The sequence below is a fragment of the Micromonospora sp. NPDC005206 genome (assembly GCF_040608175.1).
Lineage (GTDB): Bacteria > Actinomycetota > Actinomycetes > Mycobacteriales > Micromonosporaceae > Micromonospora.
The window spans coordinates 1-26627 of record NZ_JBEXHU010000041.1; the positions used below are offsets into that span (position 1 = coordinate 1).

General features: G+C 67.8%; 17 protein-coding genes and 3 pseudogenes. 11 read left to right on the forward strand and 9 right to left on the reverse strand.

Features of this window, described 5'->3' with window-relative positions; translation table 11 throughout:
- From ABZU69_RS35170 to ABZU69_RS35190, 5 genes are all read left to right on the forward strand, one after another.
- Positions 1–398: integrase core domain-containing protein (locus ABZU69_RS35170; RefSeq protein ID WP_354968570.1), on the forward strand; the 398-nt coding region annotated here is incomplete at its 5' end.
- Between the two features lie 590 nt (positions 399–988).
- Positions 989–1111, forward strand: a complete 123-nt coding sequence (locus ABZU69_RS35175; protein WP_354968571.1) for a hypothetical protein — start codon at positions 989–991, stop codon at positions 1109–1111.
- A gap of 6 nt (positions 1112–1117) precedes the next feature.
- On the forward strand, positions 1118–1336 hold the full coding sequence (locus ABZU69_RS35180; RefSeq protein ID WP_354968572.1) for a hypothetical protein: 219 nt from the start codon (positions 1118–1120) through the stop codon (positions 1334–1336).
- A 453-nt stretch (positions 1337–1789) separates the two neighbouring features.
- The gene (locus tag ABZU69_RS35185) at positions 1790–3451 is read left to right on the forward strand and encodes a M28 family metallopeptidase (RefSeq protein ID WP_354968573.1); all 1662 of its coding nucleotides are present in this window, start codon (positions 1790–1792) and stop codon (positions 3449–3451) included.
- Between the two features lie 678 nt (positions 3452–4129).
- Positions 4130–4882 carry an MBL fold metallo-hydrolase gene (locus ABZU69_RS35190; protein ID WP_354968574.1) on the forward strand — a complete coding sequence of 251 codons (753 nt, stop codon included), beginning with the start codon at positions 4130–4132 and terminating at the stop codon, positions 4880–4882.
- A 35-nt stretch (positions 4883–4917) separates the two neighbouring features.
- Here the strand turns inward: ABZU69_RS35190 and ABZU69_RS35195 are convergent.
- A pseudogene (locus tag ABZU69_RS35195) lies at positions 4918–5079 on the reverse strand (IS6 family transposase); the annotation flags it as partial.
- A gap of 161 nt (positions 5080–5240) precedes the next feature.
- On the opposite strand from ABZU69_RS35195, the pseudogene ABZU69_RS35200 reads away from it, so the two are divergent.
- The 4 genes and pseudogenes from ABZU69_RS35200 to ABZU69_RS35215 all read left to right on the forward strand — a co-directional run.
- A pseudogene (locus tag ABZU69_RS35200) lies at positions 5241–5381 on the forward strand (sugar ABC transporter permease); the annotation flags it as partial.
- A 224-nt stretch (positions 5382–5605) separates the two neighbouring features.
- Complete coding sequence (locus tag ABZU69_RS35205) at positions 5606–5908, forward strand: hypothetical protein (protein ID WP_109818861.1); 303 nt, start codon at positions 5606–5608, stop codon at positions 5906–5908.
- Entirely contained in the window at positions 5905–7545 is a 1641-nt protein-coding gene (locus ABZU69_RS35210) for an amidase (protein ID WP_354968575.1), read from the forward strand. The genes ABZU69_RS35205 and ABZU69_RS35210 overlap by 4 nt, the downstream gene beginning before the upstream one ends.
- A 190-nt stretch (positions 7546–7735) precedes the next feature.
- Entirely contained in the window at positions 7736–10324 is a 2589-nt protein-coding gene (locus tag ABZU69_RS35215; RefSeq protein ID WP_354968576.1) for a M14 metallopeptidase family protein, read from the forward strand.
- 243 nt (positions 10325–10567) lie between these two features.
- Here ABZU69_RS35215 and ABZU69_RS35220 read toward each other — a convergent pair whose 3' ends face one another.
- A complete protein-coding gene (locus ABZU69_RS35220) occupies positions 10568–12463 on the reverse strand; it encodes a M14 family metallopeptidase (protein WP_354968577.1) in 1896 nt (631 codons plus the stop codon).
- A 493-nt stretch (positions 12464–12956) separates the two neighbouring features.
- On the opposite strand from ABZU69_RS35220, the gene ABZU69_RS35225 reads away from it, so the two are divergent.
- The gene (locus ABZU69_RS35225) at positions 12957–14006 is read left to right on the forward strand and encodes an LD-carboxypeptidase (RefSeq protein WP_354968585.1); all 1050 of its coding nucleotides are present in this window, start codon (positions 12957–12959) and stop codon (positions 14004–14006) included.
- A 291-nt stretch (positions 14007–14297) separates the two neighbouring features.
- The gene (locus tag ABZU69_RS35230; protein ID WP_354968578.1) at positions 14298–16826 is read left to right on the forward strand and encodes a LamG-like jellyroll fold domain-containing protein; all 2529 of its coding nucleotides are present in this window, start codon (positions 14298–14300) and stop codon (positions 16824–16826) included.
- Positions 16827–17732: 906 nt separating this feature from the next.
- Here ABZU69_RS35230 and ABZU69_RS35235 read toward each other — a convergent pair.
- The 7 genes and pseudogenes from ABZU69_RS35235 to ABZU69_RS35265 form a co-directional block, all read right to left on the reverse strand.
- Positions 17733–18293 carry a hypothetical protein gene (locus tag ABZU69_RS35235; protein ID WP_354968579.1) on the reverse strand — a complete coding sequence of 187 codons (561 nt, stop codon included), beginning with the start codon at positions 18291–18293 and terminating at the stop codon, positions 17733–17735.
- 224 nt (positions 18294–18517) lie between these two features.
- Positions 18518–21454: a CHAT domain-containing tetratricopeptide repeat protein gene (locus tag ABZU69_RS35240; protein ID WP_354968580.1), complete on the reverse strand. Its 2937-nt coding sequence runs from the start codon at positions 21452–21454 to the stop codon at positions 18518–18520.
- Between the two features lie 814 nt (positions 21455–22268).
- The gene (locus ABZU69_RS35245; protein WP_354968581.1) at positions 22269–23231 is read right to left on the reverse strand and encodes a glycine betaine ABC transporter substrate-binding protein; all 963 of its coding nucleotides are present in this window, start codon (positions 23229–23231) and stop codon (positions 22269–22271) included.
- Positions 23232–23284: 53 nt separating this feature from the next.
- Positions 23285–23974, reverse strand: a complete 690-nt coding sequence (locus ABZU69_RS35250) for an ABC transporter permease (protein ID WP_354968582.1) — start codon at positions 23972–23974, stop codon at positions 23285–23287.
- A 112-nt stretch (positions 23975–24086) separates the two neighbouring features.
- Complete coding sequence (locus ABZU69_RS35255; RefSeq protein WP_354968583.1) at positions 24087–25283, reverse strand: betaine/proline/choline family ABC transporter ATP-binding protein; 1197 nt, start codon at positions 25281–25283, stop codon at positions 24087–24089.
- Positions 25283–25945: an ABC transporter permease gene (locus ABZU69_RS35260; protein ID WP_354968584.1), complete on the reverse strand. Its 663-nt coding sequence runs from the start codon at positions 25943–25945 to the stop codon at positions 25283–25285. The genes ABZU69_RS35255 and ABZU69_RS35260 overlap by 1 nt, the downstream gene beginning before the upstream one ends.
- Positions 25946–26388: 443 nt before the next feature.
- Positions 26389–26529: pseudogene (locus tag ABZU69_RS35265) on the reverse strand (ISAs1 family transposase); the annotation flags it as partial.
- Positions 26530–26627 lie beyond the last annotated feature (98 nt).

Below are 26627 nucleotides of genomic sequence, written 5' to 3' on the forward strand. Positions count from 1 at the left end.
TTGCTCTCGACGCGCTGAAGATGGCGATCTGGCGCCGCGAGAATCACGGCGCTGACCTGCGCAAACTGGTCCATCACTCGGACAGGGGAGTCCAGTATCGAGCGATTCGCTACAGCCAGCGGCTCGCCGAGGCCGGCGCTGTCGCCTCGGTCGGCTCCAAGGGCGACTCGTACGACAACGCGATGGCCGAGGCGTTCAACTCCCTATACAAGGCCGAGCTCGTCCGCAACCGAGGTCCGTGGCGCGGGCTCGACGACCTGGAGATGGCCACCGTCGAGTACATCGACTGGTACAACAACCGCCGCCTGCACGGCGAACTCGGGCACATCCCGCCCGCCGAACACGAGGCCCTACACGCGATGACCCAGCCGGTCACCGCAGCCCTGAAAACCAGCTAACCAACTCTCCATCAAACCCGGGGCTTGACAGTGTGTGCTGCAGCGCCAACCGCGAGGGGGCGAGCCTAATGGCTCGCGTCGGTCGCTACGGGATCCCAGGGTTCGTGTGGTTCCTGATTTGGCTCGTCGTTTGCATCTTGATCGTCATCCTGTTGGCGCTGCTCATTCACCACTTCGGAGGCGCCTCGCTTTCGCTCAAGATCGGCCACTTCTACCTGAACGTCGGGGTCACCTGACCTGCCAGATCGTCGACACTCCGGCACCGGCACCGCACCAGGTTTGTTAGCCGTCACCTTCGGTGACGGCTAACAGGCTTGGAAGTGGGCCGCCCCCGCTTTCATGGAGCTTTTTGATCATGGCCTGATGGCCGCGGGAGGAAGTCGTCCGTGGCAGTACCGAACGATTACCCCGACGAGCTACGCCAGCGCTCTGTGCGCTTGTACCGCGCGTCGGACCCGAAGTCGGTCATCCGGCGCCTGACCGAGCAGCTCGGCGTGCATCACGAGGCGTTGCGGAACGATCGGGCATGCTGAGGCCGACGCGGGTGAGCGTCATACCGGCCCACCGGCGTTATGAACACCGTGACCCGCTTGCGGTCTCGGCTGTCGGGCTCTCTCTACTGGCTGGCGGACCTGTGGGACTCGATCAACGAGGACGGCCGCGAGGACACGATCCGCTACATCGATTACATCGTGCGTCACCGCCACGACTGACCTGCGGTGCCCACGCGATCACCGTCGGGCGACGCCCCGGACGGCAGCGTCGAGAGCCCGGCCGGGAAGCTGCGCCAGCTGACGCTGGGCGAGCCGCGCGGCCGGGGCCGCCCACCTTGCGAGTGGGCGGGCCCGGCCGTCGCTCGCGCCAGCCTGCTGCCCGCCAGCCGGTGGGAATGGGCGCCGCGACTACACAGGGACCTGCCGGCGATCGCCCTCGCCTGAGCAGGCATCGCCTGCCCACCCGTCGACGCGGCACTGCTCGACGACTACCGCGGCCACCTCGCAAACCTGGGACACCTGCCCAGACCGTGAGCAGCCAGGGGCCGGTGGACCGCAGCGGCGGATACGGCCTCGGTCCAACGGCGCATCTTCTTCCGTCGCGGGTGAGGGCCGCGAACGCCTCGTTCTCCAGGTCGAGGTACTGGTCCTGGCCGACGTGGATCTCGACGTGGGTGCCGGCCGGGGCGGCGGCGATATTGGCGTTGCGGCTGGCGCCGAAGATGTGTTGGGCGAAGAACCGGGCCATTGGTTTCGATGAGTGCAGCCTCCTGGTGACCGCCACATGGGAGAGACGACAGGTAGTCGAGGGTTGTGGCCAACAGGGGGTTGCTGCCCAGGAGTTAGGAGGCAAGAGTCAGGAGGCAAGCGTCAGGAGGCAAGAGTCAGGAGGAGGAGATGCATCGAGTGCGTCTGGCGGCTACGGCCGCCATCATCGTTGCGTTCATTGGCGCGCCGCCGGCGGTTGCAGCACCGCCGGACGTTGATTCGACCCGGCTAAAGCAGCTGGTGACCGTGGAGGGCATCACCGAACATCAGCAGGCGCTGCAGAACATCGCCGACCTCAACGGCGGCACGCGCTACACGCGCACGCCGGGCTACACCGCGTCGGCGGCCTACGTGAAGGCCACGCTGGAGAAGGCCGGCTACGACGTCCGCTATGAGATGTTCAACATGCCGGAGTGGCGTGAGACCGCGGCGCCCGTGTTGCAGCAGGTCTCCCCGACGAGCAAGTCCTATGTCGCCGGTAGCGCCGCGGACGACGACTCGCCGTCGGTCGACTTCATCGCTTTCGAGCACTCGCCGACCACGTCGCTGACGAACGTCAAGGTCGTCCCGACGGACGACATCGTGATCACGAGCCCGGGCGGGACCACGTCGGGCTGTGAGATGTCGGACTTTCCGGCGGCGACGAACGGCTCGGTGTCGCTGATCCAGCGCGGCACGTGCGGGTTCACCCAGAAGCTGGACAACGCCGTGGAGGCGGGCGCCGTCGGGGTGATCCTCTTCAACGAGGGCGACACAGCGGGTCGCCGCAACGCGCTGTTCCGCTCGGCCTCGTCTGGGTACCCGCTGCCTGCGGTGTTGTCGAGCTTCGCCGTCGGTCAGGAGCTCTACAACGCGTACGAGGCGGGCCAGAACCCGACCGTCAACCTCACGACCAACGGTGTCGACGAGGAGAAGCTGTATCCGAACGTGGTTGCCGAGACCAAGCGCGGTGACGCGAACCACATGGTGCTGCTCGGCGCGCATCTGGATTCGGTGCCGGCGGGTCCAGGCGTCAACGACGACGGTTCGGGCACGGCGTTCCAGCTCGAGCTCGCCGAGCAGCTCGCCAAGGCGGGCACACCGCCGCGTAACAAGATCCGCTTCCTGTGGTTCGGCGGCGAGGAGGACGGCCTGGTCGGCTCGCAGTACTACGCCGCCCACCTCTCCGATGCCGAGGTCGCGCGTACGGACATGATGCTCGACACCGACATGATTGCCTCGCCGAACTTCGCGCGGCTCGTCTACGACGGCGACGGCTCGACGTTTGGGTCTGAGCTCGCCGGGCCCGCGGGCTCCGGCGTGATCGAGCGGGTGCTCACCGACTACTGGTCCGAGCGCGGGATGGCCAGCGAGACGATTCCGTTCGACGGCCGCTCGGACTACGTCGGCTTCATCAACCGCGGCATTCCTGCGGGTGGTGTGTTCGCCGGCGCCGAGGCGCACAAGACCGCTGAGCAGGTCGCCAAGTACGGTGGCGTCTTGGGCGAGCAGCTCGACCCCTGCTACCACGAGGACTGCGATACGTACTCGACGGTCACGGGGCAGCCGCCGGCCTCGACGATGGAGACGTACTCCACGAACCCGGTGCTCGCGCAGCAACAGGCAGACAGCCTCAACGGCAACGCACTGCGCTCGCTGGAGCAGTTCAAAAACACACTCGTGCACGCCGTCTGGTACTTCGCGCGCGTCAAGAACGCCTTCCCGTCGGAAACGATCGCGGTGAACGCCAAGAAGGCCGAGCGCAGCTACCAGTTCAAGCACCAGGGCCACGAGCGCATCGGCGACCGCTGAGCGGCTCGATAGATCGCTGCCCCGGCGTCCACGCCGGGGCAGCGTCGCGCTCTGCTGAGAATCGCGCGACGCTCACGCAGGTGCCGCGCCGCAGATGCGGGCACGAGCCGATTGCGCGGTAGCACGCGCGTGGTTACGGAAGTATTGCCGGGTGACCACGACCGAAGTAGCTCTCTAGGTAACCCGTCTCTCCAGTGCTTCAGGGTGAAGATCATCTGGGCACGATCCCTCTGCATCGAAAGTGGCGCTCTGTTAGCGCGGCGCGCGTCGCCTTCGGACCAGCGATGCCAGCAGCCACAGCATTCGGGACACCGCCAGAACAGGCCACGGTCGTCGTGGGGATTGCCGCCCCGTCTGACAAGTCGGCATCGCAATGTGGGCCGGTCTCACGTTTACGCATCGGGGCTCACCTTGGAAAGGGATGGCGTAAACATAGGGCCAGCTTTGGCTTAGTAGGCCTCCGGCGTACTGGTGGCCTCAGCGGTGTTTCAAGTGTCAGAGAACGTTCGGTGGTCACCGCGAGATCGAGGCTAGCGGCGGGGACTCAGTTGGGCGTTGGCCCGAACCGACGAGGATCCGCACCTTCCGAACTGACAGTGCGGATTCGGCGCCTGTCATCCACTCCACTCTCGAAGGCCCAGGCCGGATAAATAGCTGGCGGTCTGGCATCCTGTGCGGATGCGACAGGTCACCGTGCTTGGCAGTTCTGGTGCCTTTCCCGAGCCCGGCCGTGCCTGTAGCGGTTTCGCCGTGGACTGGGACGGCTACCGCTTGGTGCTTGACCTTGGCTACGCCACGCTGCCGCGGCTGCTCGGGCACTGGCCAGATGGTGCAGTGCACGCTGTCGTCATCACCCATGAGCACCCCGATCACTGCATCGACCTGCACGGGCTGTTCCGGATGCGGTTCTACGGTGACTTCGATGGACCACGGCTGCCGTTGTACTGCCCGCCAGGCGTGCTCGACCGGATCAGCGGCCTGGAGCCGGACGTCGACTTACACGCAGTCTTCGACATGCATCCGCTGCCCGGCAACTACCGGGTGGGGCCGTTCGACCTGACCGGACTGTCACTCCCGCACTACGTGTCAAACGCAGGCATCCGCATACAAGCTGACGGGATAGCGTTGGCCTACTCTGGAGACACCGGCCCGACCCCCGTGCTGGCCAAACTCGGCCGCGACGCCGACTTGTTCATCGTCGAGGCCACCGACCGCGACGGCGAGACCAACCGGCCCACACGCAATCTAATGACCTCCACCGAGGCCGGTCACTGGGCTCGCAGGGCGGGCGCCCGCCGACTGATGCTCACCCACTTTTGGCCAGGCAATGACCGGGCAGTCGCAGTGGCCGCCGCGCAGCTGGAGTTCGAGGGTGCTGTGCTGGCGGCCGAAGAAGACCTCACCGTCATACTCGGGACACCAGATCGCTGACCGCCCCTCGTCACGGCGTGCCCGGGTGTTCGTTGCGCTTGGGCGAATTCGGTGAACGCGGCGGCGACTTTCGTGGTCGGCGGGGTGTCGATGGCGAGTTCGTAGTGTCCTTGGCGGAGGTTCTGCATGAACGCGTGTCCGGCGATGATCACCTGCGCTGTCTTGTCCGTTCGTAGTCCGCGCATCGGTCTTAACCGATGAAGCGCAGATACCAGCGGACCGCGACGACGATCACCTCCGGCGGGAACCGGAACCCGGCGAACGCCGACTTCGGAGGCAGCAACGGGTCAGGTCGGGTCGATGACTTCACTGCTCAAGTCTGCCTCGATCTTGGCAACGCTCAACGCAACGGAGCCGCCTCGTCATGGCGGTGATGAGCAACGGCATGCAGCTGATGGGCGTCGACCAGTCGATGCAGTCGGTGGTGAAGGGGCTCGTCCTGCTCGTCGCCGTGGCGTTCGACGTCTACAACAAGCGGCTCGCCGACACGTCCCGCTGACGGTCCACCCCGTACGCTCACCGACCCCGTCACCGGCCCTTGCGGGCCGGTGACGGGCTGCCGTGCGCGGCCACCGGAACGAGCACGCGGATCACGACGCTGGGCGCTGGTGATCGGCAAACTCAAATGTTGCGCAACTTGTGCCCACAGCGGGCTGTCGCGAATGGCGCCCGGCCTACGGTCAGTCCACCTCGACCGGATCACACGACATCCCTGGGAGTGTCATGGCACCTACTCCGCCGACGGACGCTGAGCTGAACGTTCTGATCCGCGCCCGGCTCGCCGCGCTCGGCATCGACCTCGACCAACTTCCGCCCGGGACCACCCCCGACCCCGAGACCGGCTCGCCCGGCCGGGACTCCGTGCTCGCCTCCCTGCGCTCCTTCGTGCGGGGCACCGTGGCGACGCTCGCCGCATACCAGCTACCCGCACCCGTTGGCACCGATCCCGAGGTCGCGAACGCGCTGTCGCAGCAGCACGTGCCGGTCCTATACCCCTCCAACAGCACGGAATGGCGGAAGGCATGACGTCCGAACCGTTCGATCGTACGGTCGACCGCCGGGCATTTCTGGCCCGCGCTGCCGCGCTGGCCACCGCCTCAACCGTGGGCGCCACCGTCGGACTGCCCTCGGTGGCGCTGGCGAGCAGCAGCCTGTCCACCAACACCGGGCCGGGAACGAGGAGACGGCCACTGGACCAGCCCAACGCCTACACCGAGCCCCGGCCGGCGGCACTGGCCGAGCCGACCGAGCTGACCATCGCCGAGGCAGCCTGGCTCATCCGCGCCGGCAGCCTCACCCCGGAGCAGTTGGTCGAGGCGTACCTGGCCCGCATCTCCCGGTACGACGGCAGCTACCAGGCGTTCAACCTGGTGCTCGCCGACGCCGCCATCGCGGCGGCGAGAGCTGCCGCACGCCGGCCCCGAGACGGCGTGCTGCACGGCATCCCGTTGGCCATCAAGGACAACTACTACACCGAAGGAGTCCCCACCACCGCCAACTCCTTCCTGTTCCAGGACTTCGTGCCGCCGTACGACGCGACCGCGGTGGCCCGGCTGAAGGCAAGCGGTGCGATCGTGCTCGGCAAAACCCAGATGGGCCCGCTGGCGACCACCCGCGCCACCACGCCAGCCGGTGTGATCACCACGGTGAACGCCTGGGCGCCCACCAACCGCGGCATCGACCCGGGCGGATCGTCCACCGGCACCGCCACCGCGGTCGCCGGCCGGATGGCCACCTCCGGCATCGGCACGCAGACCGGCGGCTCGATCACCGCCCCGTCCAACGCGCAGAACCTGACCGGCCTCAAGCCGACCATGGGCCGGGTCTCGGCGGCCGGCATCATCCCGCTCACCTACACCCGCGACCATCCGGGACCGCTGGCTCGGGACGCCAAGGACGCCGCGATTATGCTGACCGCGATGGCCGGCGAGGACTCCATGGACCCGCGCAGCCAGGGCCTGCCCCAGGTGCCCGACCTGATCGACGCGGCCAGCCCGGTCTATCACCGCCGCCGCGTCAAGCTGCGCTGGAACACCCGGATCGGGGTGCTGCCGGGCTTCGCCAACGGCACCTCGCCCACCGCACTGGCCCGTGCGGCGTACCTGGCGCAGCTCGCCGCGATCCCTGGCGCCACCCTGGTGGACGTGCCGCTGCCGGACGAGTGGAGCCTGTTGACCGGCAGCACCTTCAACAACGCCCGGCTGCCCGAGCGCACCGAGCCGTTCATGCCCTACCTGCGCACCGACCTGCGCGGCTTCGGGGTGTCGGTGACCAGCTGGCTGCAGGGAGCGCTGCTGGGTGGCAACGAGTTCATCACCACTCAGCGGGCCAAGCTGCTGCTGCTGGACCGGGTGCTCAACGAGCTCTTCGACGGCTGCGACGTGGTCGTGCAGACCGACCCGGTGCCCTTCGACATCCTGGGCCTGCCCGAGATCGCCTTCCCGATCGGGGCCACCGCCGCCGGGCTGCCGATCGGCACCATCCTGGGCGGCCTCCCGTACGCCGAGGACCGGCTGTTGTCTGTGGTGGCCGCCTACCAGGCGGTGACGGACTGGCATCTGCGGCGGCCGGCCGACCCGCCGACCGACGCCGGCGCGCGTGGTGCGGCTCCGGCCCAAGTGCTCCGCCTGACGGCTGAGGAGGTCGCCGAGCTCAGCCAGTAACGTGCGAACGGCGGGCAGTCGATGCCCGCCGTTCGTTTGTCCTCATTGCGGGTGGCGAGGCTCAAGATTTCCTCAATTGCCACCCTGAGCGCTCCAGACATCGATCGAAGCCTGTTGAATCAAGCCATCCGAGTTGGCGCGGCCGCCCCTGCCGGACCCTTTTCCGTCCTGTACTGCGAAGGGGTATCAGGTGAAACGAAGAGTCTCTCGGGCGGCGCTGCCGGTCGTATGCGCGCTGGCTCTGGTCGGTACGCCGGTGTTGACGTCGGCGACCACCGCTACCGCCTCGAACCGGGTACCGAAGCCGGAGTCGGTGATCGGCTGGGCGCCGTGTACCGACTACAAGCTGGCCACCTACGAGCAGATCGCCGACTACTACCGCAAGCTCGACAAGGCCAGCGACCGGATGAAGCTGGTGGAGATCGGCAAGACCAGCGAGGGACGGCCGCAGCTGATGGCCATCGTCTCGTCGGAGAAGAACCTCAAGGACGCGAACCTCAAGCGCTACCGGGAGACCTCGGTACGCCTCTCGCAGGGCGACTCGCTCTCCGAGTCGGAGGCGCGAACGCTGGCGAAGGGCGGCAAGGCCATCGCCTGGGTCGACTTCGGCATCCACTCCACCGAGGTGGCCGGGCACCAGACCGCCCCGCAGTTCGCGTACGATCTGATGACCAGCGAGACGTCCGAGGCGCGAGAGATCCGGGACAACCTCATCACCCTGCTGGTGCCGAACGTGAACCCGGACGGCGGAACGAAGGTCGCCGAGTGGTACCGGCAGAACCTGGGCGGGCCCTACCAGGACGCCGGCTATCCCGAGCTGTACCAGAAGTACGCCGGACACGACAACAACCGTGACTGGTACATGTTCAACCTGCAGGAGACGCAGAACGTCGGGCGCCAACTGTTCCACGAGTGGATCCCGCAGGTCATGCACAACGTCCACCAGTCCGCGGTCTTCCCCGCCCGGATCAGCATCCCGCCGTACGAGGACCCGCTGAACCCGAACATCCACCCCCAGGTGGTCCGGGGCGTCAACATCGTCGGTGACGCGATGGGCCAGCGGCTGGAACGCGAGGGCAAGGGCGGCGCGCTGGCCCGCCAGTCGTACGACATCTGGTGGAACGGCGGCGCGCGGACCGCGCCGTACTACCACAACCAGATCGGCATCCTGACCGAGACCGCGCACGCCTCGGCGACGCCGCGGGTCTACGACCCGGCGACCTTCCCGAAGACCTTCGCGGACGGCACCTCCACCAGCGAGCCCTCGGTCTTCTACCCGAGCCCCTGGAAGGGCGGCGAGTGGCACCTGTCGCAGAGCTGCGACTACATCAAGACCGCCTCGTGGGCGATGCTGCGCGTGGCCAGTGACGACCGCGAGGCCCTGCTCTACGGCTCGGCGCAGATGGCCCGGGAGGGGGGGCGCAACGGCGCCGGAACCACCTACGTGATCCCCGCGGATCAGGCGGACTTCCCGACTGCCACGAAGCTGGTGGACAAGCTGCGCTGGAACAACATCCGGGTCGAGCGCGCGGTGAAGCCGTTCACGGTGGGCGACCGCAGGTACCCGGCCGGCAGCTACCTCGTCCGGGAGGCGCAGCCGTACCGGGCGGCGGTGCTGGACCTGCTCAACCCGCAGGTCTACCCGGATCGCCGGCTCTACCCCGGCGGCCCGCTCGAGCCGCCGTACGACATCACCGGATACACGCTCTCGTTCCAGATGGGCGTCACCGTCAACAAGCTCGATCAGGCCGTGCGGGCCGAGACCGTCGCGGTCGACTGGCCGACGGTGCCGACCGGCGCGGTGGCCGGTGCGCCGAAGTACGCGTACGCCCTCGACCCCCGGGTCAACGACAGCTCGGCCGCCGTGAACGCCCTGCTCGCGGCGGGGGACAAGGTCTTCCACAGCAGCGCTGAGGTGACCACCCGCACTGGCAAGCTGCCGGCTGGCACGTTCCTGGTCACACCGCGTCCGGGCACCGACGCGCGGGTGACGCGGCTCGCCACCCAGTTCGGGCTCAGCATCGCCGCGGTGGACGCGAAGCCGGCGAAGGTGACCGAACTCGTCGCGCCTCGGATCGGACTGTACGACGGCTTCAACAACTACGACGAGGGTTGGACCCGGCTGATCCTGGACCAGTTCGGCTTTCAGTACGAGAAGCTGACGAACGCGTCGGTCCGGGCCGGTGATTTGCGGGCGAAGTTCGACACGATCGTGCTGCCCGACGCCACCTACAACTCGATGCGCAACGGCCGGGCGGCCGGCTCGCTGCCGCCGCAGTACACCGGCGGAATGACCGATGCGGGTGTGGCCAACCTGAAGGCGTTCGTCGAGGCGGGCGGCACGGTGGTGACCCTGAACAAGGCCGCCCAACTGCCGATCAAGGCGTTCGGCGTACCGGTCAAGGACGTCACCGAAGGGGTACCGGAGACCACCTACAACATCCCGGGGTCGGTGCTGAACCTCAACCTCGACGCCAGTGACCCGGTCGCCGCCGGGTTCGGCCCGAACGCGTCGGCGTTCGTCGCCAACGGCCCGGCGTTCGAGGTCGACGAGGGCGCCGAGGGTGTCACGGTGGCGGCCACCTGGCCGAAGACCAAGCTGCTGAAGAGCGGCTTCCTCCTCGGCGAGGACGTCATCGGCGGCAAGGCGGCCGTGGTGACCGCGAAGGTGGGCGACGGCCAGGTGGTGATGATCGGCTTCAAGCCGCAGCACCGGGCCCAGTCGCACGGCACCTACCGGCTGCTGTTCAACGCGATGTACCTGGGGGGTCAGCGCTGACCTGACGTGGGTCGTGGTGGCCGAGCGCACTCCTGCGCTCGGCCACCGCACGCGCGTAGGACGATCGTCCCGCGTCCACGATCAGTCCCTGCCGAGCAGCCCAGTGCACCGAAGTCGTCCACCGCGCGGCTGCGCTCCTCATCGACTCGCAGAAGACCGACCGGATCCTCTCGTCGCCGCCTTCGGAGAGCCGACATGGCGAGGTCCCCGCCCCACACTGCGGGACGGGGACCTCTCGAGCGATCAGTTCAGCCGTGCCGACGCGGAGTCCAGGCCTCCCCGGACGCTGACAGCCTTCACCGTGATGGTGTCGGTGGCGGCCTTGACGACCCGCAGGCGGACCTTCTGCCGGTCACCGCCGTCCAGATAGAACTGGGGTGCGGTTCCGACGGCGCGCGCGCCCTCCACCTTCACGGTGTCCGGAGCGACGATCTTGATTTCCTTCGCCTGCTCGAGAGCGGTCGGGATGCGGCCGGTGTTCCGGACCGAAGCCGTGATCTCGTGCGTCGCTCCGTCACCCTGAGCGCCCTTGAGCTTCTTGACCTTCACGTCACTGAGGTCGACCTGGGGCAGGGACTCGGTCAAATACAGGTTGAACCGTGCCTGGTTGGTGGCCCACCCGCCGATCAGATCGGCCGAAGGGTTCTGCGACCAGAACTTCGGGTTGATGCCGCCGATCTCGACCGCCCCCAGCGTCGGGTGCTTCACCTTCGTCCACGGCAGGAAGCAGTTCGTCCGCCCGTTCTCGGCGCACCACCGCGACCGCTCCCAGTCGGCGTACCTGCCGTCCTTGTCGTAGTCGGTGAAGTCACCACCGTTCCAGATCTCGTCGCCGTACCAGATGGCGCCGTACTGGAAGTAGCCGAAGTCGGGGCCGTGCCCGAACAGCGGCGTCGGCTGGCCACCGTTGCGGGTGGCGTAGTCGATGTAGACGCTGCCGGCATGCCGATAGCCGGTGAACGAGACCCCCGCCTTGTCGAAGTGCTCGTAGAGCTTGCGGTCGGTCGAGTACATGCACTCGACGGGGTCGCAGGTCGAGGGCCCCCGCAGATGCATGGGCACCCGGGTGTCCATGCTGTTGACGGCGCCGATGTTGGTGTGCGACATCAGCCAGGTGTAGACGTGCCGGGTCTCCGGCTCGGACAACGGGTACTCGCCGGCGCCGCCCTGGGTCAGGTTCCGGTCGGTGGCGTCGTCCTCCGGCATGACGTGCCAGTTGTACGGGTAGTTGCGGTGCAGGTCCAGGCCGCCGACCCCATCCTCGTCGTAGCGACCGTCGCCGTCGTTGTCCGTACCCTCGGAGAACATCAGGTAGTCGCCCTTGCCCGCGCCGACGTTGAGCATGGCGTTCCCGGCCGGGTCCCGCTCGTCGACGACGTGCGTCCCCTTGCCGGCGCCGACGTACTGGCGCATCTGGCTCAGGTACCCGTCACCGTTGAGGTCCTCACCCGGATCCTCGTCGCGCTTGCCGTCCCCGTCGTTGTCGTACGGCCGCACCGTCGACCGGTTGGTCTGGGCGGTGTACAGGTACATGTCGTGCCCGTCCGGGTTGTTGACCGGACGGATGTACACGGTCTTGTCGTCGAGCAGCTTGTCGACCTTCTGGTCGCGGACGGCCTGCGTGATGAGGTGGTGCGCCAGCCACAGCGAGCTCTCGGCCGACGAGACCTCGCCGGAGTGCCGGTTTCCCTCGAAGTAGGCCGCCGGCTTGTCGGTGTCCGCGCCGGTGGACTTGTCCGTGATGGTCACCTGGTAGATCGACTGGCCGCTGAAGCTCTCCCCGACGATGTGCAGGTCGACGATGTCGGGACGTTCGTGTGCCCACTTCCGCAGCCACCATTGGATTTCGATGCCGGTGTGGTAGTGGTCGAAGTCCATCTGGCCGGGGTTCTTCGGCTGCACCTGGTCGTACTTGACGACCTTGAACGTGCTTTCGCCGTCTCGTTGGCCGGCGATGGTGATGGTGGGGGACGTGGGGGTCACGCTGCCGGGGAACGGCCCCGGATCCTGCGGCGGCTGCAGGCCGACGGTGTAGGTGGGGGTCGAGGAGAGGGCCGCGCCGTCGAGGAGGTCCGCGCGGTCCGACCCCCAGAGGGGCGTGGCGCCGAGGACGAGGGCCCCCGCTGCCAGGGCCGCCACCATGAAGAGCGGGCGCGGGCGTCGGCGGAGGTGCTCTCTCCCCAGCGACCGCTGAACGGCGGCGGAGTGAGAGGAGGCTGGTGACTGACCGGATGAGGGCTGTCGAACGTCGGAACCCAAGGCAAATCTCCCGTGTCACGTGGTGCTTGCCCGCGCGTAGGCAGGGGCAGCTACGTTCTGTGAGGGTTGCAACCCACTGGGTACTCGAGTTGCGATCACCGTAATCGGCCGGCGCATAGATGTAAATGCCTGCATGCCGTTGGCTCCTTACCTCCGGCGGCATCGGAGCAGCGTGACGGCGGCTGTCCCATCCAGGGTGAGGGCACCGTCCGGGGCGAGTTGGCACCGGGTTGGCACCCGTCCGGTTGAAGGTGGCACCCCGTACGGCTCGCCCGTTGACGCCCGGGCAACACAGCGACGGTAAATCCAGGCCAACGCGGTGACCCGCCCCAAATGGGATGCGCACGAACTGGCGCACCTGTTGGATCTCGGCATGAAGCATGATCCTATTCGTCCTCAAAAGGCACGCCCAGGGGACCACATCGCAGTCCTCTCGCCGTCCTTCGCTGCAGCAGGTGCCTATCCCGAAGTCCACGAGCAGGCCATGCGACGGCTTGCTGACGTGACCGGCCTCGTTCCGGTCGAATACCCAACCACCCGCAAGGTAGGTGCGACCGCGGCGGCGCGCGCGGCGGACATCAACGCCGCCTTCGCAGATCCCGAGGTGCGCGGCATTCTCGCCGTCGTCGGAGGCGAGGACCAGATCACGGTCATCCCGCATCTGGACGCCGACCTCGCCCGAGCCGATCCGAAGCCGTTCCTGGGCACCAGCGACAACACCAACGTGCACCACTGGCTCTGGGGCCTTGGCATCGCCAGCTATTACGGCGGATCCTCTCAGGTGCACCTTGGCCCCGGGCCGGCCGTAGACGACATCCACGCCCGGTCGCTGCGAGCGGCGCTACTCAGCGGGGAGCGGCTGGAGATCACCGATCCGGGCGAGTCCGAAGATGTCGGAATTGATTGGGCCAATCCGCAAGCGTTGGAATCCTTCGGAGAACGCGAACCGACGGAGCCGTGGAGCTGGTACGGGCCGCGCCGCGCGGTCACCGGCACCACCTGGGGCGGCTGCCTGGAAGTCATCCAGTGGATCCTGACGGCGGGACGCTTCCCATTTCCCCCGGAGATTCTGCAGGGCGGGGTGCTGATCATCGAGACGTCGGAAGAACTCCTCCCTGCGCGCGATGTCAGCTTCATCGTCCGCTCACTCGGTGAACGCGGCATCCTCAGCGCCGTCGACGCGGTCCTGCTCGCCCGTCCGCCGGTCTCCGACCACACCCGCCGGCCCGTTGCCGCGGATCGGGCACGGCTACGCGAGCAGCAGCGCGACACGGTCGTCGACGTCGTGGCGCGCTACAACCCGGAGGCAGTCGTCTGCGTCGGCATCCCCTTCGGCCACACCCGACCGCAATGGATCCTTCCCCACGGCGGAGCCATCACCGTTGATGGCGTGGAACGTCGAATTTTCGCCGACTATCGATAGGACCCTCCAATGAGCCCGGCGGCCGAGTTCCCCGCCCGACCCGTCAGCGCCAGGGTTGCCCGCTGTTCGAGCGTGTTCGGTGGTGGCCGAATCGGCTCAGTCTTGTCGATATCTATTGACATCACTGTCAGAACAACGTTGGAATGGGTTCAGCCCGTGACCTGCGCGTGGTGGGATCCGGCAGCGGGCACGTCCCGCCCCGGGAACATCGACCAGTGACCCGACCGCCCACCCTCGGAGCGCACCACGGGCAGCCGCCGCCCCCGTCCGCACTCCCGAAGGGCCGACCGCATGACCCGACGCGCCTCCAGCCGACGCTGGCCATTCCTCGCCTTCGCCACCGCGGCCGTCCTGGTCGCGACCACAGCGCCGACCGCCGCGACCGCCGCGCCCCAACCCGACGCCGACACCGGTTGGACGAAGGGAACACCGCCGCTCTCCACGCCGTGGACGGATGACGTCTCACCCACCAACACGCTGCCCGAATATCCGCGGCCGCAGCTGACCCGGTCCCGCTGGCAGAACCTCAACGGCGTGTGGGAGTTCGCCGGTGCGGCCGCCGGCGAGGCTCCGCCGGTCGGCGAGCAGCTGGCCGAGCGGGTGTTGGTGCCCTACCCCATCGAATCGGCCCTCTCCGGCATCCAACGGCACGAGGACCGGATGTGGTACCGCCGGACCTTCACCGTGCCCAAGCAGTGGCAGGTCGGCCGGGGCCAGCGTCTGGTGCTGCACTTCGGCGCGGTCGACTACGACTCGAAGGTGTGGGTCAACGGCCACCAGGTGGCGACGCACCGGGGCGGCTACGACGGCTTCGACGCCGATGTCACCGACGCACTGCGGCCCGGCGGGCAGCAGGAGCTGATCGTCTGGGCCGAGGACCTGACCGACGCGTCGTTCCAGCCGATCGGCAAGCAGCGCCGGGTCGGCGACCGGGGCATCTTCTACCAGGGCAGTTCCGGCATCTGGCAGACGGTCTGGATGGAGCCCGTCTCGGCCACGGGCGCCATCGACTCGCTGAACCTGACGCCCGACCTGGGCGACAAGTCCCTGCGGTTGCGCGCGAACCCCACATCCGGGGCCGAGGGCCTCACCGTCGAGGCCGTGGCGTACGACGGACGCAAGGCCGTCGCGCGCGTCTCCGGTCCGGCCGGGACCGACCTGACGATACCCATCGCCAAGCCCAAGCTGTGGTCACCCGACTCGCCCTTCCTCTACGACCTCCGGGTACGCCTGTTCGACGGCCGCAAGCGGGTCGACGAGGTCGGCTCCTACTTCGGGATGCGCGAGATCGGCAAGGCGAAGGGCGCCGACGGCAAGCTTCGCATGACGTTGAACGGCAAGATCCTGTTCCACATGTCCACCCTCGACCAGGGCTTCTGGCCGGACGGGCTGAACACCTCACCGACGGACGAGGCGTTGCGCTTCGACCTGGAGCAGCACAAGGTGCTCGGCTTCAACACCGTCCGCAAGCACATCAAGGTCGAGCCCGGCCGCTGGTACTACTGGGCGGACCGGCTGGGGCTGATGGTGTGGCAGGACATGCCCGCGACGAAGCCCGGCCGCCCGCCGGTCGAGTGGCAGCGGCAGTGGGAATCCGAGCTCGGCGAGATGATCCGGGAACACGCCGCCCATCCGTCGATCGTGGTGTGGGTGCCGTTCAACGAGGGCTGGGGTGAGTGGGACCGGGGCGCCACCGGCCGCATCGCCGACTCGGTGAAGCAGCAGGACCCGACCCGGCTCGTCAACGCGCACAGCGGCGTGAACTGCTGCGACTCCCTCGGTGACTCCGGACGCGGGGACATCATCGACCACCACCAGTACCTCGGTCCGGCGTCGCCACTGCCCACCGCCGACCGGGTGGCCGTCGACGGAGAGCACGGCGGAATGGGCCTCGAGGTCGACGGTCACATGTGGTTCGGCGAGGGCGGCGCGTACTGGATGGCGCCGGACTCCGAAACGCTGACCCGACGGTACGTGGAGAACCAGCGCGACCTGCTGCGCATAGCGAACACCTGCGGGGTCTCGGCCGGCGTCTACACCCAGATCACCGACGTCGAGCACGAGGTCAATGGCTTCTTCACCTACGACCGGCGCGTCGAGAAGATGGACTTCGACCAGGTGCGCGCGGTGAACGAGGCGGTCATCCGCTCGGCCGACGGTACCGGCGCAAACGTTCCTCCGCCGCCGCCCGGCACGCCCGGCCTCACCGGAGTCGGCTACTGGCCGCTGGACGAGAATGCCGGCGACACGGCCAACGACGAGGCGGGCAACAATGACGGCCGGCTGGTCGCCGGGCCCACCTGGACGGCCGGCAAGACGGGTTCGGGCCTGCTGTTCAACGGCAGCAACCAGTACGTCGACACCGGCAGGACCATCCTCGACACCACCGCCAGCTACTCGGCCTCGGCGTGGGTGCGGCTCGACAGCGCGGGTGGCGCCTTCCAGACGGTGGTGAGCCAGGACGGCGCCTCGAACAGCGCCTTCTACCTGCAGTACTCGGGCGCTGACCGGCGGTTCGCGATGAGCTTCGCCGGGGTGCGGGCCCTCGCGCCGACCACCCCGGCCGCGGGGCAGTGGTACCACCTCGTCGGTGTCCGGGACGCGGCGACGGGCCAGCTGCGCCTCTACATCGACGGGCAACTCGCCGGGCAGGCGAGCGCCTGCCTCGGCGACGGTTCCACCGGGCCCCTGGTCATCGGCCGCGGCAAGTTCGGCGGCAACCCCGTCGACTACTTCGACGGCACGATCGACCAGGTGCACGTCTACGACCGTGCGCTGAGCGCCGCCGAGGTGACGGCGCTCTACGAGTCCGGCAAGTAGCACCGCGGGTTTCCCGGGAGGGGGCGACGGCGCCCCCTCCCGGCCCGTGCCGGCGAACGGGCGGAAAGGACCATCCCGACGAGGACGCCGCCGCCGACGGCGATCTGCGGATCGGGTACGCCTCGAACCGATCACCCGGTGAGGCGCCCACTCTGAGCACCGCTTTTTTCGATGCCTACCTGGGCCATTAGGTATTCGGCAGGGGCAGGGTGCAGACCTGTCGGCGTGAGTTGCTGGACCGCGCGTTGATCTGGGAGCCAGCGCCGCCTTTGCCGAGCCCTGCGGGAGTTCCAGCGGTTCTACAACTCCCATCGGCCGCATCAGGGCATCGCGAACGCCCGACCGCTGCACGCCTTGCCTCGGGCGATCACCGATCCAGGCCAGATCGCCCGCCTCGACATACGTAGGCGTGAACGCCTACGCGGCATCCTTCACGAGTACGAACATGCCGCCTGACCTGGGCGCACGAGGCTTCCGGCAAGGGCAGGGTCAGGCGGGTCGGGCGCGGGGCCACGAAAGACTGAGGGCCAGCAGACGCGCAACCTGCGGACCCTTCATCTGCCAGTTCGGACGTCGCCAGTCCGCTTCCCGGTGAGCGTCTGTTGGAACAGGTCCCCGCACATGATGTCGATCGTGCCGGCGACGACCGGTGACGGTGCGCCTTGTGTAGCGGCGGCGGGGCTCGCCTTTCAGTAGCCACCGGACCGAGCGCCGAACTGAACATGGCTAGCCCGCGACGCGGGCCAGCCGTGCCACGATCACCCGAAATCGGCACCCAGGATCCACGTCAATTTTACAGTCAGCACAGCTGCAGTTCAGCCGCCATTTTGATCATGTAGTTACAGCTCAACTCGGCCGGGTGGGCGAGCGCCAGCCGATGCTTGCCGTCTCCGATCGCAGAAAATGCTACTGGCGGGTGTGACGGTAGGAGGGAAGAAGCCAGCCAGGTGCGTGGCGGGTGCGGCCGGCGATCACCCAGACGAACTCGACCGCCAAGGCTGCCGCGACCACCGCGAACGCGGCGCCCCGCCAAGACAGCCAGTCGTGGGGGGTGACTAAGGCCAGGAGCGCAGCAAGCAGGCTGACGATTCCCACGTCGTAGGTCAGCCGGGCGCGGAAAAGATACCTTCCCTGCAGGAAGTAGTCCCTGCGCTGCACCCGCCGCATCCGCTCCGCGACGTCCGAATCGTTGGCGGCGGGTTGCCAGTCGGAGCGTTCGGCGGGCGAGGCGGAATACAGCAGCCCAGCGACGGTGAACTGCACACAGAAAACGAACATGGCCGCGGCGAGGGCGAGCGCGAACGTGGCGGGCCCGGCAAGGCGCACCTTCACATCGCTGGTGAGCAGCACCGCGAGCGTGGCGAGGGCGAAACCGGCCAGCAGCGGCGCGGCGACGGTGCCCATGGACCGGAATGCGTCGGTCGTGCCCAGGGGGTAGCGCACCAGCCAGCGCGGTCCGTTCGACATGGTGGTGGGCCTACTCGGTGTCGGCAGGCGATTCATCGGTGCGCACCGGCACCGCAGCACCGCAGCCGTCCTCGGTCGGCATGCCGGCGTCCCCTGCGTAGTGGGCGGAGCACCACGTCTCGTGGCGGCCATGGGTGAGCTCACACTCGGGGCAGAAGTCGTCGATCGGGAATGCGCCGCGGTCGGTCAACGCTCAGGCTCCAGCTCCGGTACGGGTGAGGCTTCTATATAGACAGGCTACCGTCGTCACCCTGGCAGACGAACGCCGCCCAGTAACGGGGATCGGGGTGCCGCTCGCGGGTGCGCAACTGTGCCTGGCGCAGCGCTTCAGCGCGCGGCAGCCCATCGCGCAGAAGCTGATAGAAGTCCGCCATGAGCTGCGCCGTCTGCTCGTCCGGGACCTTCCACAGACTCATCACGAGGGTGCGGGCGCCGGCCAGCACGAAACAGCGGCGTAAACCGAAGACACCTTCGCCGGGTTCCACCTCGCCCAGGCCGGTGTCGCACGCGGACAACACCACAAGCTCGGTGCCGTCCAAATCCAGGCCGGTCACCTCCAACGCCGTGAGGATGCCGTTGCCGGCTCCGTCCGGTGGCTCGCCGCCGCCCAACCACGTGTTCGCGCCGGCCATCGCGAGCGCGGAACGCAACAGCGGGTTCGCCAACCGGCTCCCGGCCATGCGGGTGAAGTCGTCGTCGGCGGCCACGAACGGGCCCGGAGTTGCGAGGACACCGTTGAGCACGAGCGACATCTGATCCGGGTCGGCCAGGCGGGTGGTCATGCCGACGGTGACCTCGTGCGGCCCCAGTGGCGGTTGGCGCTTGAGGGCGAAACCGTGCGTAGCGATGTGCAGGACCACCGGTGCGTGAGCATCTCGGATCGCCGTCTTCGTTGCCTCACCGGCGAGTCTGGGGCGTACACCCAGCAGCCTGCCGATGCGTTCGCCCTCCTCGACGGCGGCTGGCAGCAGCGCCAGCGGCTTACCCAGGGCGGCGGGCGACCCGAGGTCGTAGTCGGGGCCCGCCACCACCAGCGGCGGCGTTGACGCGAGCCGGGCCGGTGCGGCAAGCCGGAGCAGGTCCCGCGTCGCGGTGAGGTAGGAGATGGTGTAATCGTCAATCACCTGCCGGCCGTCTATGGTCGCCAGCATCTCGAACGGCAGCCGCAGCAGGTCGCCGTCCGGTGCGATCAACAACCGGCGGGTGTCGCCGACCGCGGCGCGCAACGGGTCGAACACGACGGTCCGGAGGCGCTGCGACGCATCCCGGGGCGCAGCCTGCGGGGTGATCGGCTGCCGCGCCCCAGCGGGTTGGTCGCGCCGGCCGGTGGCCTGGGCCCTCACGGCCGCGACAAGTTCGTCCACTGCCGCGGCCACCCCGAGATCGACCAGGACCGGCTCATCGGGCCGCTCGGGCAGCAGGACGACAGCGAGGTACCGTGCCGCCCGCCACTGCTGCTCGCCTCGGCTCCGAACGGCTTCGAAGTCGAAGTCGCCGTACCGCAGCAGCTCCACCGACGCTGCGCCGGCCGGCGTCACCCGCGCCACCATCGCACTGTCCACCCGCCGGCCAAGGCGGCCCGTATCGAAGCCAGGCAGGTTCCGCGCAAGTTCCGCCTCCAACGCCTCACACTCCTGGCGAGCCCGACGTAGCCCCTCGTGGAAGCCCGCCTGGTTACTCTGGCCGGGGCCGGCGAACTGCTGCTCGGCAACCCACCCGCGTAGTTGGGCCAACCGATCCAGTCGCGCCCGCAGATCAGGATCCGCAGCGGCCGCCTCACGCCGCCGCGCGAACGAGTCAATGCCCAGACCCTTGTGGTCCACCACCAGGTCCGCCAGCCGGCGGACACGCGCCGGTGAGCTCGTGAACCGCGACATCACCAGCGCGACGTACTGCGCGACGCGGGCCCGCGACGCCCTCAGTAGTTGCACATGCTGTTCCTGTGAGCCGTAGGCGCCAAGCTCGGCGAACATCTCCCGCTGCCGGTCGAGTACCTCGGTCAGCAGCCGAAGGGCCTTTTCCGCGTCGCCGCGCGCCGCGTGCAGCTCGGCCAGATTGCCCAGCAGCGCGGTGTGCTGGTGCCCCCCGATCGCGGACGGGCGGGTTGCCGCCAGCGCTGCCCGATAGTTTTCCCACGCGTCGTCGTATCGGCCGTGCGCCTGCTGCAGCCGTGCGAGGTTGTTCAGCATTACCGGGTCGTCGTCCCGACCGAGTTCCCGTGTGATGGAGCGTGCGTCATCGAGCAGCTCCTGCGCCCGCGCGTACTGGCCGCGCTGCTCGTGCAGGACGGCGACAGACACGAGCGTCGGGACCACCTCCGCGCTGCGATCGCCGGCAACCCGTCGTTTGATCGCCAGCGCGTGCAGGTAGTGCTTCTCCGCGGCGTCGAGCTCGCCGGCACTCTGATAGAGGTGGCCAAGGCGGGACAGGATGGCAGCCACCGGTAGCCGATCCTCGTTGAGCTGCTTGCACAACCTGAACGCCTCGTGCAGGTCAGCCTCCGCCGCGTTGCCGTCGCCCAGCTGCGTGTGCAGCTCCGCGCGCACCGCCAGCAGACCCGTCAGCGCCTCAGGCAGCCGGGACGCGAACGGCTGCAACGGCTCGACGCTCGAACGCAGCTGCGCCTGCGCGTCGCCGAACGCGCCGGCCTCTAGGAGACGTTTCGCCTGATACTGAACCGCCTGCGCCATTTGAGTAAGGGGCGCGCCGTCGGTGTACTCCGCCGGCTTGTAGAGCGGGAAGTAGCCAGCCTCGTCGTCGACCCCCACCGGGTACACCAGCCGCTCCCGCCACCGGTCGGTGTCCAACTCGGGCACCACACCTGCTAACCGAAGCTGTTCGAACAGCTCCCGACCATGCGCGGCGTACGCGGTCTCGATGCCGTTGGGCTCCTCGCCGGAGAACACCGCGACGTGGCGGTCCGGGACCTCCAGCAGGGTGATCTGAGTACGGACGCCGTCGGTCACCCTGTCGACAATCTTGAACAGCCGGTCCCTCGGCCACAGACACAGGCCCCACCCGGGCGGCATCAGCGGAAGCGTCCGCGCATTGGCGGAGAAAATCACATAGCGATGCGGGGCGACGAAGCCACCCGGTCGCCCCGAGGCGTCGCAGAACGTCGGCTCACGAAGAAACAAGCCGGGCCGGTACTTGGCCAGCACAGCGCTCGGCAGGCTGGTGTCTCGAAAGAACGCGCCACGTTCGGCGAAGTCCGCCCTCAAATCACCCATAGATGGCACGGTATCGGCGGCTGTCCAGGTCCGGTCCGCAGTGCTCCCGCATCCGAGCACTCAAGAGCGGCCCAAAACCGGTCCGAGCCCGGGTCGACCGCCGACGACCAGGCCGGAATGGTGCTCCTCGCCATCTTGCTGGCCGTGCTGGTCCTGCTCTGCTCCGGCGTGATTTCCTACAACCTGCGGAAGCACCGGCCGAACGGTCGGGCGTCGTTGCGTTACCGATTGCTTACGTACGCCGGAGTGGTTGGGACGAATCGGCGAGCGGGGCCGGCCGATCGGCCTCGACGTAGCTATGTGGCTGGGCTCCTGAATGGTCGCCTGCCGTTCCGCACGACGGCATGACGGGTGCTCGACGGGTGCTCCGGCACCGCGGACATATCACCCCGGCGCAGGCCCTCCTCCCTGGCACGTGGCCCGTCAGGTGGTTCCGCTGCCTAAGGAAGCCTCACCCCGGCGGCAGCAGGAGGACCTCGACATCTTCGGCATCAAGCTCACCGACGCCGAGGTCGAGCCATCACCGCGCTGGGCCGCCCGATGGTCGTCTCAGGGATCAGGACCCGGCAGTGTACGAGGAGTTCTGACGGGCAGGGGCGTCGCGCGGGCAGCAAGCGGCAGAAGCGACCAAGGCCGTGACCCGCGGTTGCGCGGGTCACGGCCTTGATTGTCTGTGCGCCCGAAGGGGATCGAACCCCTAGGCGGTGACACAGTGGCCCGACGTTGGTGCCGTGGGGCAGGGTCGTCAGCCGATGTAGCCGTTCTCCGTCAACCAGGTCTTGGCGACATCCGCCGGTTCCTCACCGTCCACGTCGACCTTCGCGTTGAGCCCGACCATCGTGGCGTCGTCGAGGGCCGCTGCGATTGGAGCGAAGATGTCCTTGATCTCGGGGTGCTCGTCGAGCACCTCACTGCGGACGTTCACGGAACCGTTGAAGGGCGGGAAGAACTGCTTGTCGTCGGTCAACACGGTGAGACCGAGACTACCCACCCGACCGTCGGTGGAGGTGATCGAGCCGAAGGCACACTCGCCCTTGTCGACCTGGTTGTACACGAGGGCGTCCTGCACGTTGGAGACGTTGTCCGGTGCGACCTTGAAGCCGTACGCCTTCTCCAGGCCGGGCAGGCCGTCGGGCCGGGTGGAGAACTCGCCGCCGACGCAGAAGGTCGCGTCCGCGGGGTTGCTTGCGACCAGTGCGGCGACGTCGGAGATCGAGGCGACGCCGAGCCGCTCGGCGGTCTCGCTGCTCGCTGCGATCGCGTAGGTGTCGTTGAACGGGGCCGGGTCGAGCCAGGTGACACCGTTGGCGGCGTCGGCGTCCCGGACTGCTTCGAACTGCGCCTGGCCTCCGGGGATGCCCTTCTCGTTCTTCAGGTAGGTGACCCAGCCGGTACCGAGATACTCCCAGTACAGGTCGATCTCGCCGGAGGTCAGCGCGGCGCGGACGGTCGTACTGCCCTGCAATCCGATCTGGTCCTCCACCTTGGCGCCCGCGGCGGTGAGTGCGAGCTTGGTCAGGTTTCCGAGGATGAGTTGCTCGGTGAACTCCTTGGAGCCGACGGTGACCGTGGCGCCGCCGAGGTCGAACTTCTCCCCGATGCTTCCGCTGCCCGCGACATCGTCGTTGCCGTCGCTGCCGCACGCGGCGACGAGCATCACCAGCGCCAGTGCGCCGGTGAGCAGCGGCCAACGGCCTCGCTTGTTCATGTTCCTCATGTTCCTCCTCTGATAGTCAGCGACTCAGGACGAAGCCGCGGAGGTCATAGCCCCTTCGGGCGCAGAGCCTCCTCGACAATTCCGGCCACCCAGTCAAGGAGCAGCGCCAGAACTGCGGTGAGGACACTTCCGGTGATGAGAACGGGCATCCGATCGAAGCGGATCCCCTGGTCGATAAGGAAGCCGAGGCCGCCGGCACCGACGAAGGTCGCCAGGGTGGCGGTGCCGACGTTGATGATGAGTGCCGTACGGATGCCGGCGAGCAGGACCGGCACGCTCAGCGGTAGCTCGATGCGGCGAAGCACCTGCCAGCCGCTCAGGCCCATTCCCCGGCCCGCCTCGACGAGCGCGCGATCGACCTGGTTCAGGCCGACGATGGTGTTACGGAGGACCGGCAGCGCGGCGTAGATGACCAGCGCATAGACAGCCTGGCCGAAGCCGATGCCGACGGTGATCGCCATCAACACCAGAACCCCGATCGACGGTATCGCCTGACCGATGTTGGCGACGGCGAGCACTACCGGGGAGAACCTGCGGACCGCTGACCGGGTCAGGAGCACCCCCAACGGCACCGCCAGGAGGACGACGATCAGGGTGGAGACGAAGGTGAGCTCCACATGCTCGATCAGCTTCTCGCGAATCGTGTCGGCGTTGAGGCTCGCCTGGGAGATTCTGTCGAGCTCCTGGTTCCGCACGTAGAGGTACAGGGCGACGCAGACGGCGGCGAGGAGCACCGGAGTGCCCAACCGCCGCCAGAACCGGGACGGTCCGCCGAGCTCGCTGAGTAGGTCGTCGGCGTCGCGCGCGACCTCGCGGGTCCTGGCCCCGAATGCTGGGATGGCCACCTTAACCGGCCTCCGCGGGCTGGCCTGCCGTGTCCCGGTCCCGGGCCCGGGAACTCTCCCGCATCTCGTCGATGGCGCGCATCACTGTGCGCATGTCGACGATGCCCTGGTACCGCCGCTGGTCGTCGACGACGATCGCGCACCCGACCCGCGAGGTGACCATCTCGTTGAGCGCGTCGTGCAGCGTGGCGTGCGGCTCCACGGTGGCCGCCGCGGGAAGCCCCACCCGATCGAGGGATTCACCCGACCGTGTCAGGTCATGCCCGGTGACCCAGCGAACCGGCCGCTGGTTCTCGTCGAGCAACAGCAGCGACCCGTGATCGCTGTCGGTGAGCGCCTGGCGCAGGTGTGCCCGATCGTCGTCGAGCCGGCCGACTGCCCACTGGTTGAGCTCCACGTCTCGGACGCGGCTGAGGCTCAGGCGCTTGAGCGATGCCCCCGAGCCGATGAAGTCCGCGACGAAGTCGTCGGCCGGAGCCGTCAGGATCGCTTCGGGCGTGTCGTACTGGGCGATCTTCGACCCCTTCCTGAGGATCGCGATCCGGTCGCCGAGCTTGATCGCCTCGTCGATGTCGTGGGTGACGAAGACGATGGTCTTCCGAATGTTGCTCTGCAGGCGGAGGAACTCGTTCTGGAGACGCTCGCGGGTGATCGGGTCGATGGCGCCGAACGGCTCGTCCATCAGCAGCACCGGAGGGTCGGCGCTCATCGCCCGGGCGACCCCGACCCGTTGGCGCTGGCCGCCTGAGAGTTCCTTCGGGTACCGCGCACGGTAGGCCGACGGTTCCATGCCCACCAGATCCAGCAGTTCGTCGACACGCTCGGAGATCCGGGCCCGGCTCCACCCGAGCAGCCCGGGCACCATGCCGATGTTCTCGGCGATCGTCATGTGCGGGAACAGGCCGATCTGTTGGATGACGTAGCCGATCCGGCGGCGTAGTTGATCAGCGTTGACGTGGGTCACGTCCTCGCCGTCGATGAAGATGCGTCCGGAGGTCGGTTCGATGATCCGGTTGATCATCTTCAGGCTGGTGGTCTTGCCGCAACCAGAGGGTCCGACCAGAACCACGATCTCGCCTGCCGGTATGTCCATGGTGATGTTGTCCACGGCCGACTCGGCCTGACCCGGATAGCGCTTGGTCAACGACTCGAGGCGGATGGACGCCGCCGTAACGGTCCCTTGTTTATGCTCAGGCATCACAGCCCCTTCGATGTCGTCAACTTGGAGATCATTCCGAGGACGCCGTCCAGCAGCAGCGCCAGCATCGCCACGAAGAGGGTTCCGCTGAAGGCAAGGTTGAAGCCGCGCTGGGTGCCGATCGCCGAGAGCCCCTGGAAGATCGGACCACCGAGGCCGGGCCCGTTGACGATGGCCGCGATGGCGGCGATCCCAACGATCATCAGGGTCGACACGCGTACGCCGGTCATGATGACCGGCCAGGCGAGCGGTAGCTCGATGCGGAGCAGCCGTTGGCGGTGGGAGAGCCCCATGCCCTGCGCCGATTCGACAATAGCTGGATCGACCGAACGCAGCCCAGTGATCGTGTTGCGCGCGATGGGAAGCAGTGAGTACAGCACCAATGCGACGACCGTGGGCACGGCCCCGAGACCGAAAATCGGTATGAACAGTCCGAACAGGGCGAACGACGGGACGGTCAGGAACGTGCCGGTCACCGTGAGTACGGCTCTGGCTCCGTTCCGGTTGCGATAAGTTGCCAGGCCCAACCCGAGCGCGATCACAGTCGCCAACACGATTGTGACGAGCACCACAAGCAAATGCTCGAAGGTCAGCTCGAGTAGGTCAGACCACTCTCGTTCCAGATACGCGGGCACGCCGGAGATGTAGTCGAGGAAGGTCATTGACGAGCAAGTTTAACCGATGGATTTTCATGTTTGACGAGGCCCCCTGACCGTGGCCGGGTTGCCGGCCACGTAACCGGTGACAGTTGCCCGGGTCGCCGCACGGCAGCGGACGCTCGTGAAGCGGCCACACCAATTGCCGTCTGGGTTTTTTCGGTGTGGCGAGGAGTTCATGCTCGACGGGTGACGTTCGCCGTCGGACCTCGTGTGAGACGTCGCCGGTAGGCCAATCCACGCAATCGAGTAGGGCGAGATCGAGTTGGTCGAACACTCCGAGCCAACGAGAAAATCGGACATCCAATGAAGTAATCTCAGCGACTTCGCGGTAGGTATTTGTATTCGAAATGGGTCAGGTGCAGCGCGACCAGGGCCCCGGAGTGTTCCGGGAATGTCCGGTTGATCATGGGATGCCGTGGAGGGTGAGGGCGGCATTTGGGGGTGGCGTGGGCGCGGCGGGCGCTGGCGGTGTTCGCCCAGCCGGTGAGGTGGAACGTGCTGCGGATGATGTCGCGCAGGGCGGCCATGACGGCGGGGGTGTTCTGGGAGCGGACCTGACTGGCGTCTTCGGCGAAGGTCACGTCGCGGATCCGTGCGCCGTGAGGCGCTGCTGTTTCGAGTGGAGGTGGGAGACCTTCACCGCTGACCCTGTCGCAGCAGGGCGGTGGAGCTGAGGGCAGCCTGA

Excerpts from the sequence above, each read along its gene's own strand:
- ABZU69_RS35185 (WP_354968573.1), top strand. The coding sequence starts at position 1,790 with ATGCATCGAGTGCGTCTGGCGGCTACGGCCGCCATCATCGTTGCGTTC.
- ABZU69_RS35190 (WP_354968574.1), top strand. The coding sequence starts at position 4,130 with ATGCGACAGGTCACCGTGCTTGGCAGTTCTGGTGCCTTTCCCGAGCCC.
- ABZU69_RS35205 (WP_109818861.1), top strand. The coding sequence starts at position 5,606 with ATGGCACCTACTCCGCCGACGGACGCTGAGCTGAACGTTCTGATCCGC.
- ABZU69_RS35210 (WP_354968575.1), top strand. The coding sequence starts at position 5,905 with ATGACGTCCGAACCGTTCGATCGTACGGTCGACCGCCGGGCATTTCTG.
- ABZU69_RS35225 (WP_354968585.1), top strand. The coding sequence starts at position 12,957 with ATGAAGCATGATCCTATTCGTCCTCAAAAGGCACGCCCAGGGGACCAC.
- ABZU69_RS35230 (WP_354968578.1), top strand. The coding sequence starts at position 14,298 with ATGACCCGACGCGCCTCCAGCCGACGCTGGCCATTCCTCGCCTTCGCC.
- ABZU69_RS35235 (WP_354968579.1), bottom strand. The coding sequence starts at position 18,293 with ATGTCGAACGGACCGCGCTGGCTGGTGCGCTACCCCCTGGGCACGACC.
- ABZU69_RS35245 (WP_354968581.1), bottom strand. The coding sequence starts at position 23,231 with ATGAACAAGCGAGGCCGTTGGCCGCTGCTCACCGGCGCACTGGCGCTG.
- ABZU69_RS35255 (WP_354968583.1), bottom strand. The coding sequence starts at position 25,283 with ATGCCTGAGCATAAACAAGGGACCGTTACGGCGGCGTCCATCCGCCTC.
- ABZU69_RS35260 (WP_354968584.1), bottom strand. The coding sequence starts at position 25,945 with ATGACCTTCCTCGACTACATCTCCGGCGTGCCCGCGTATCTGGAACGA.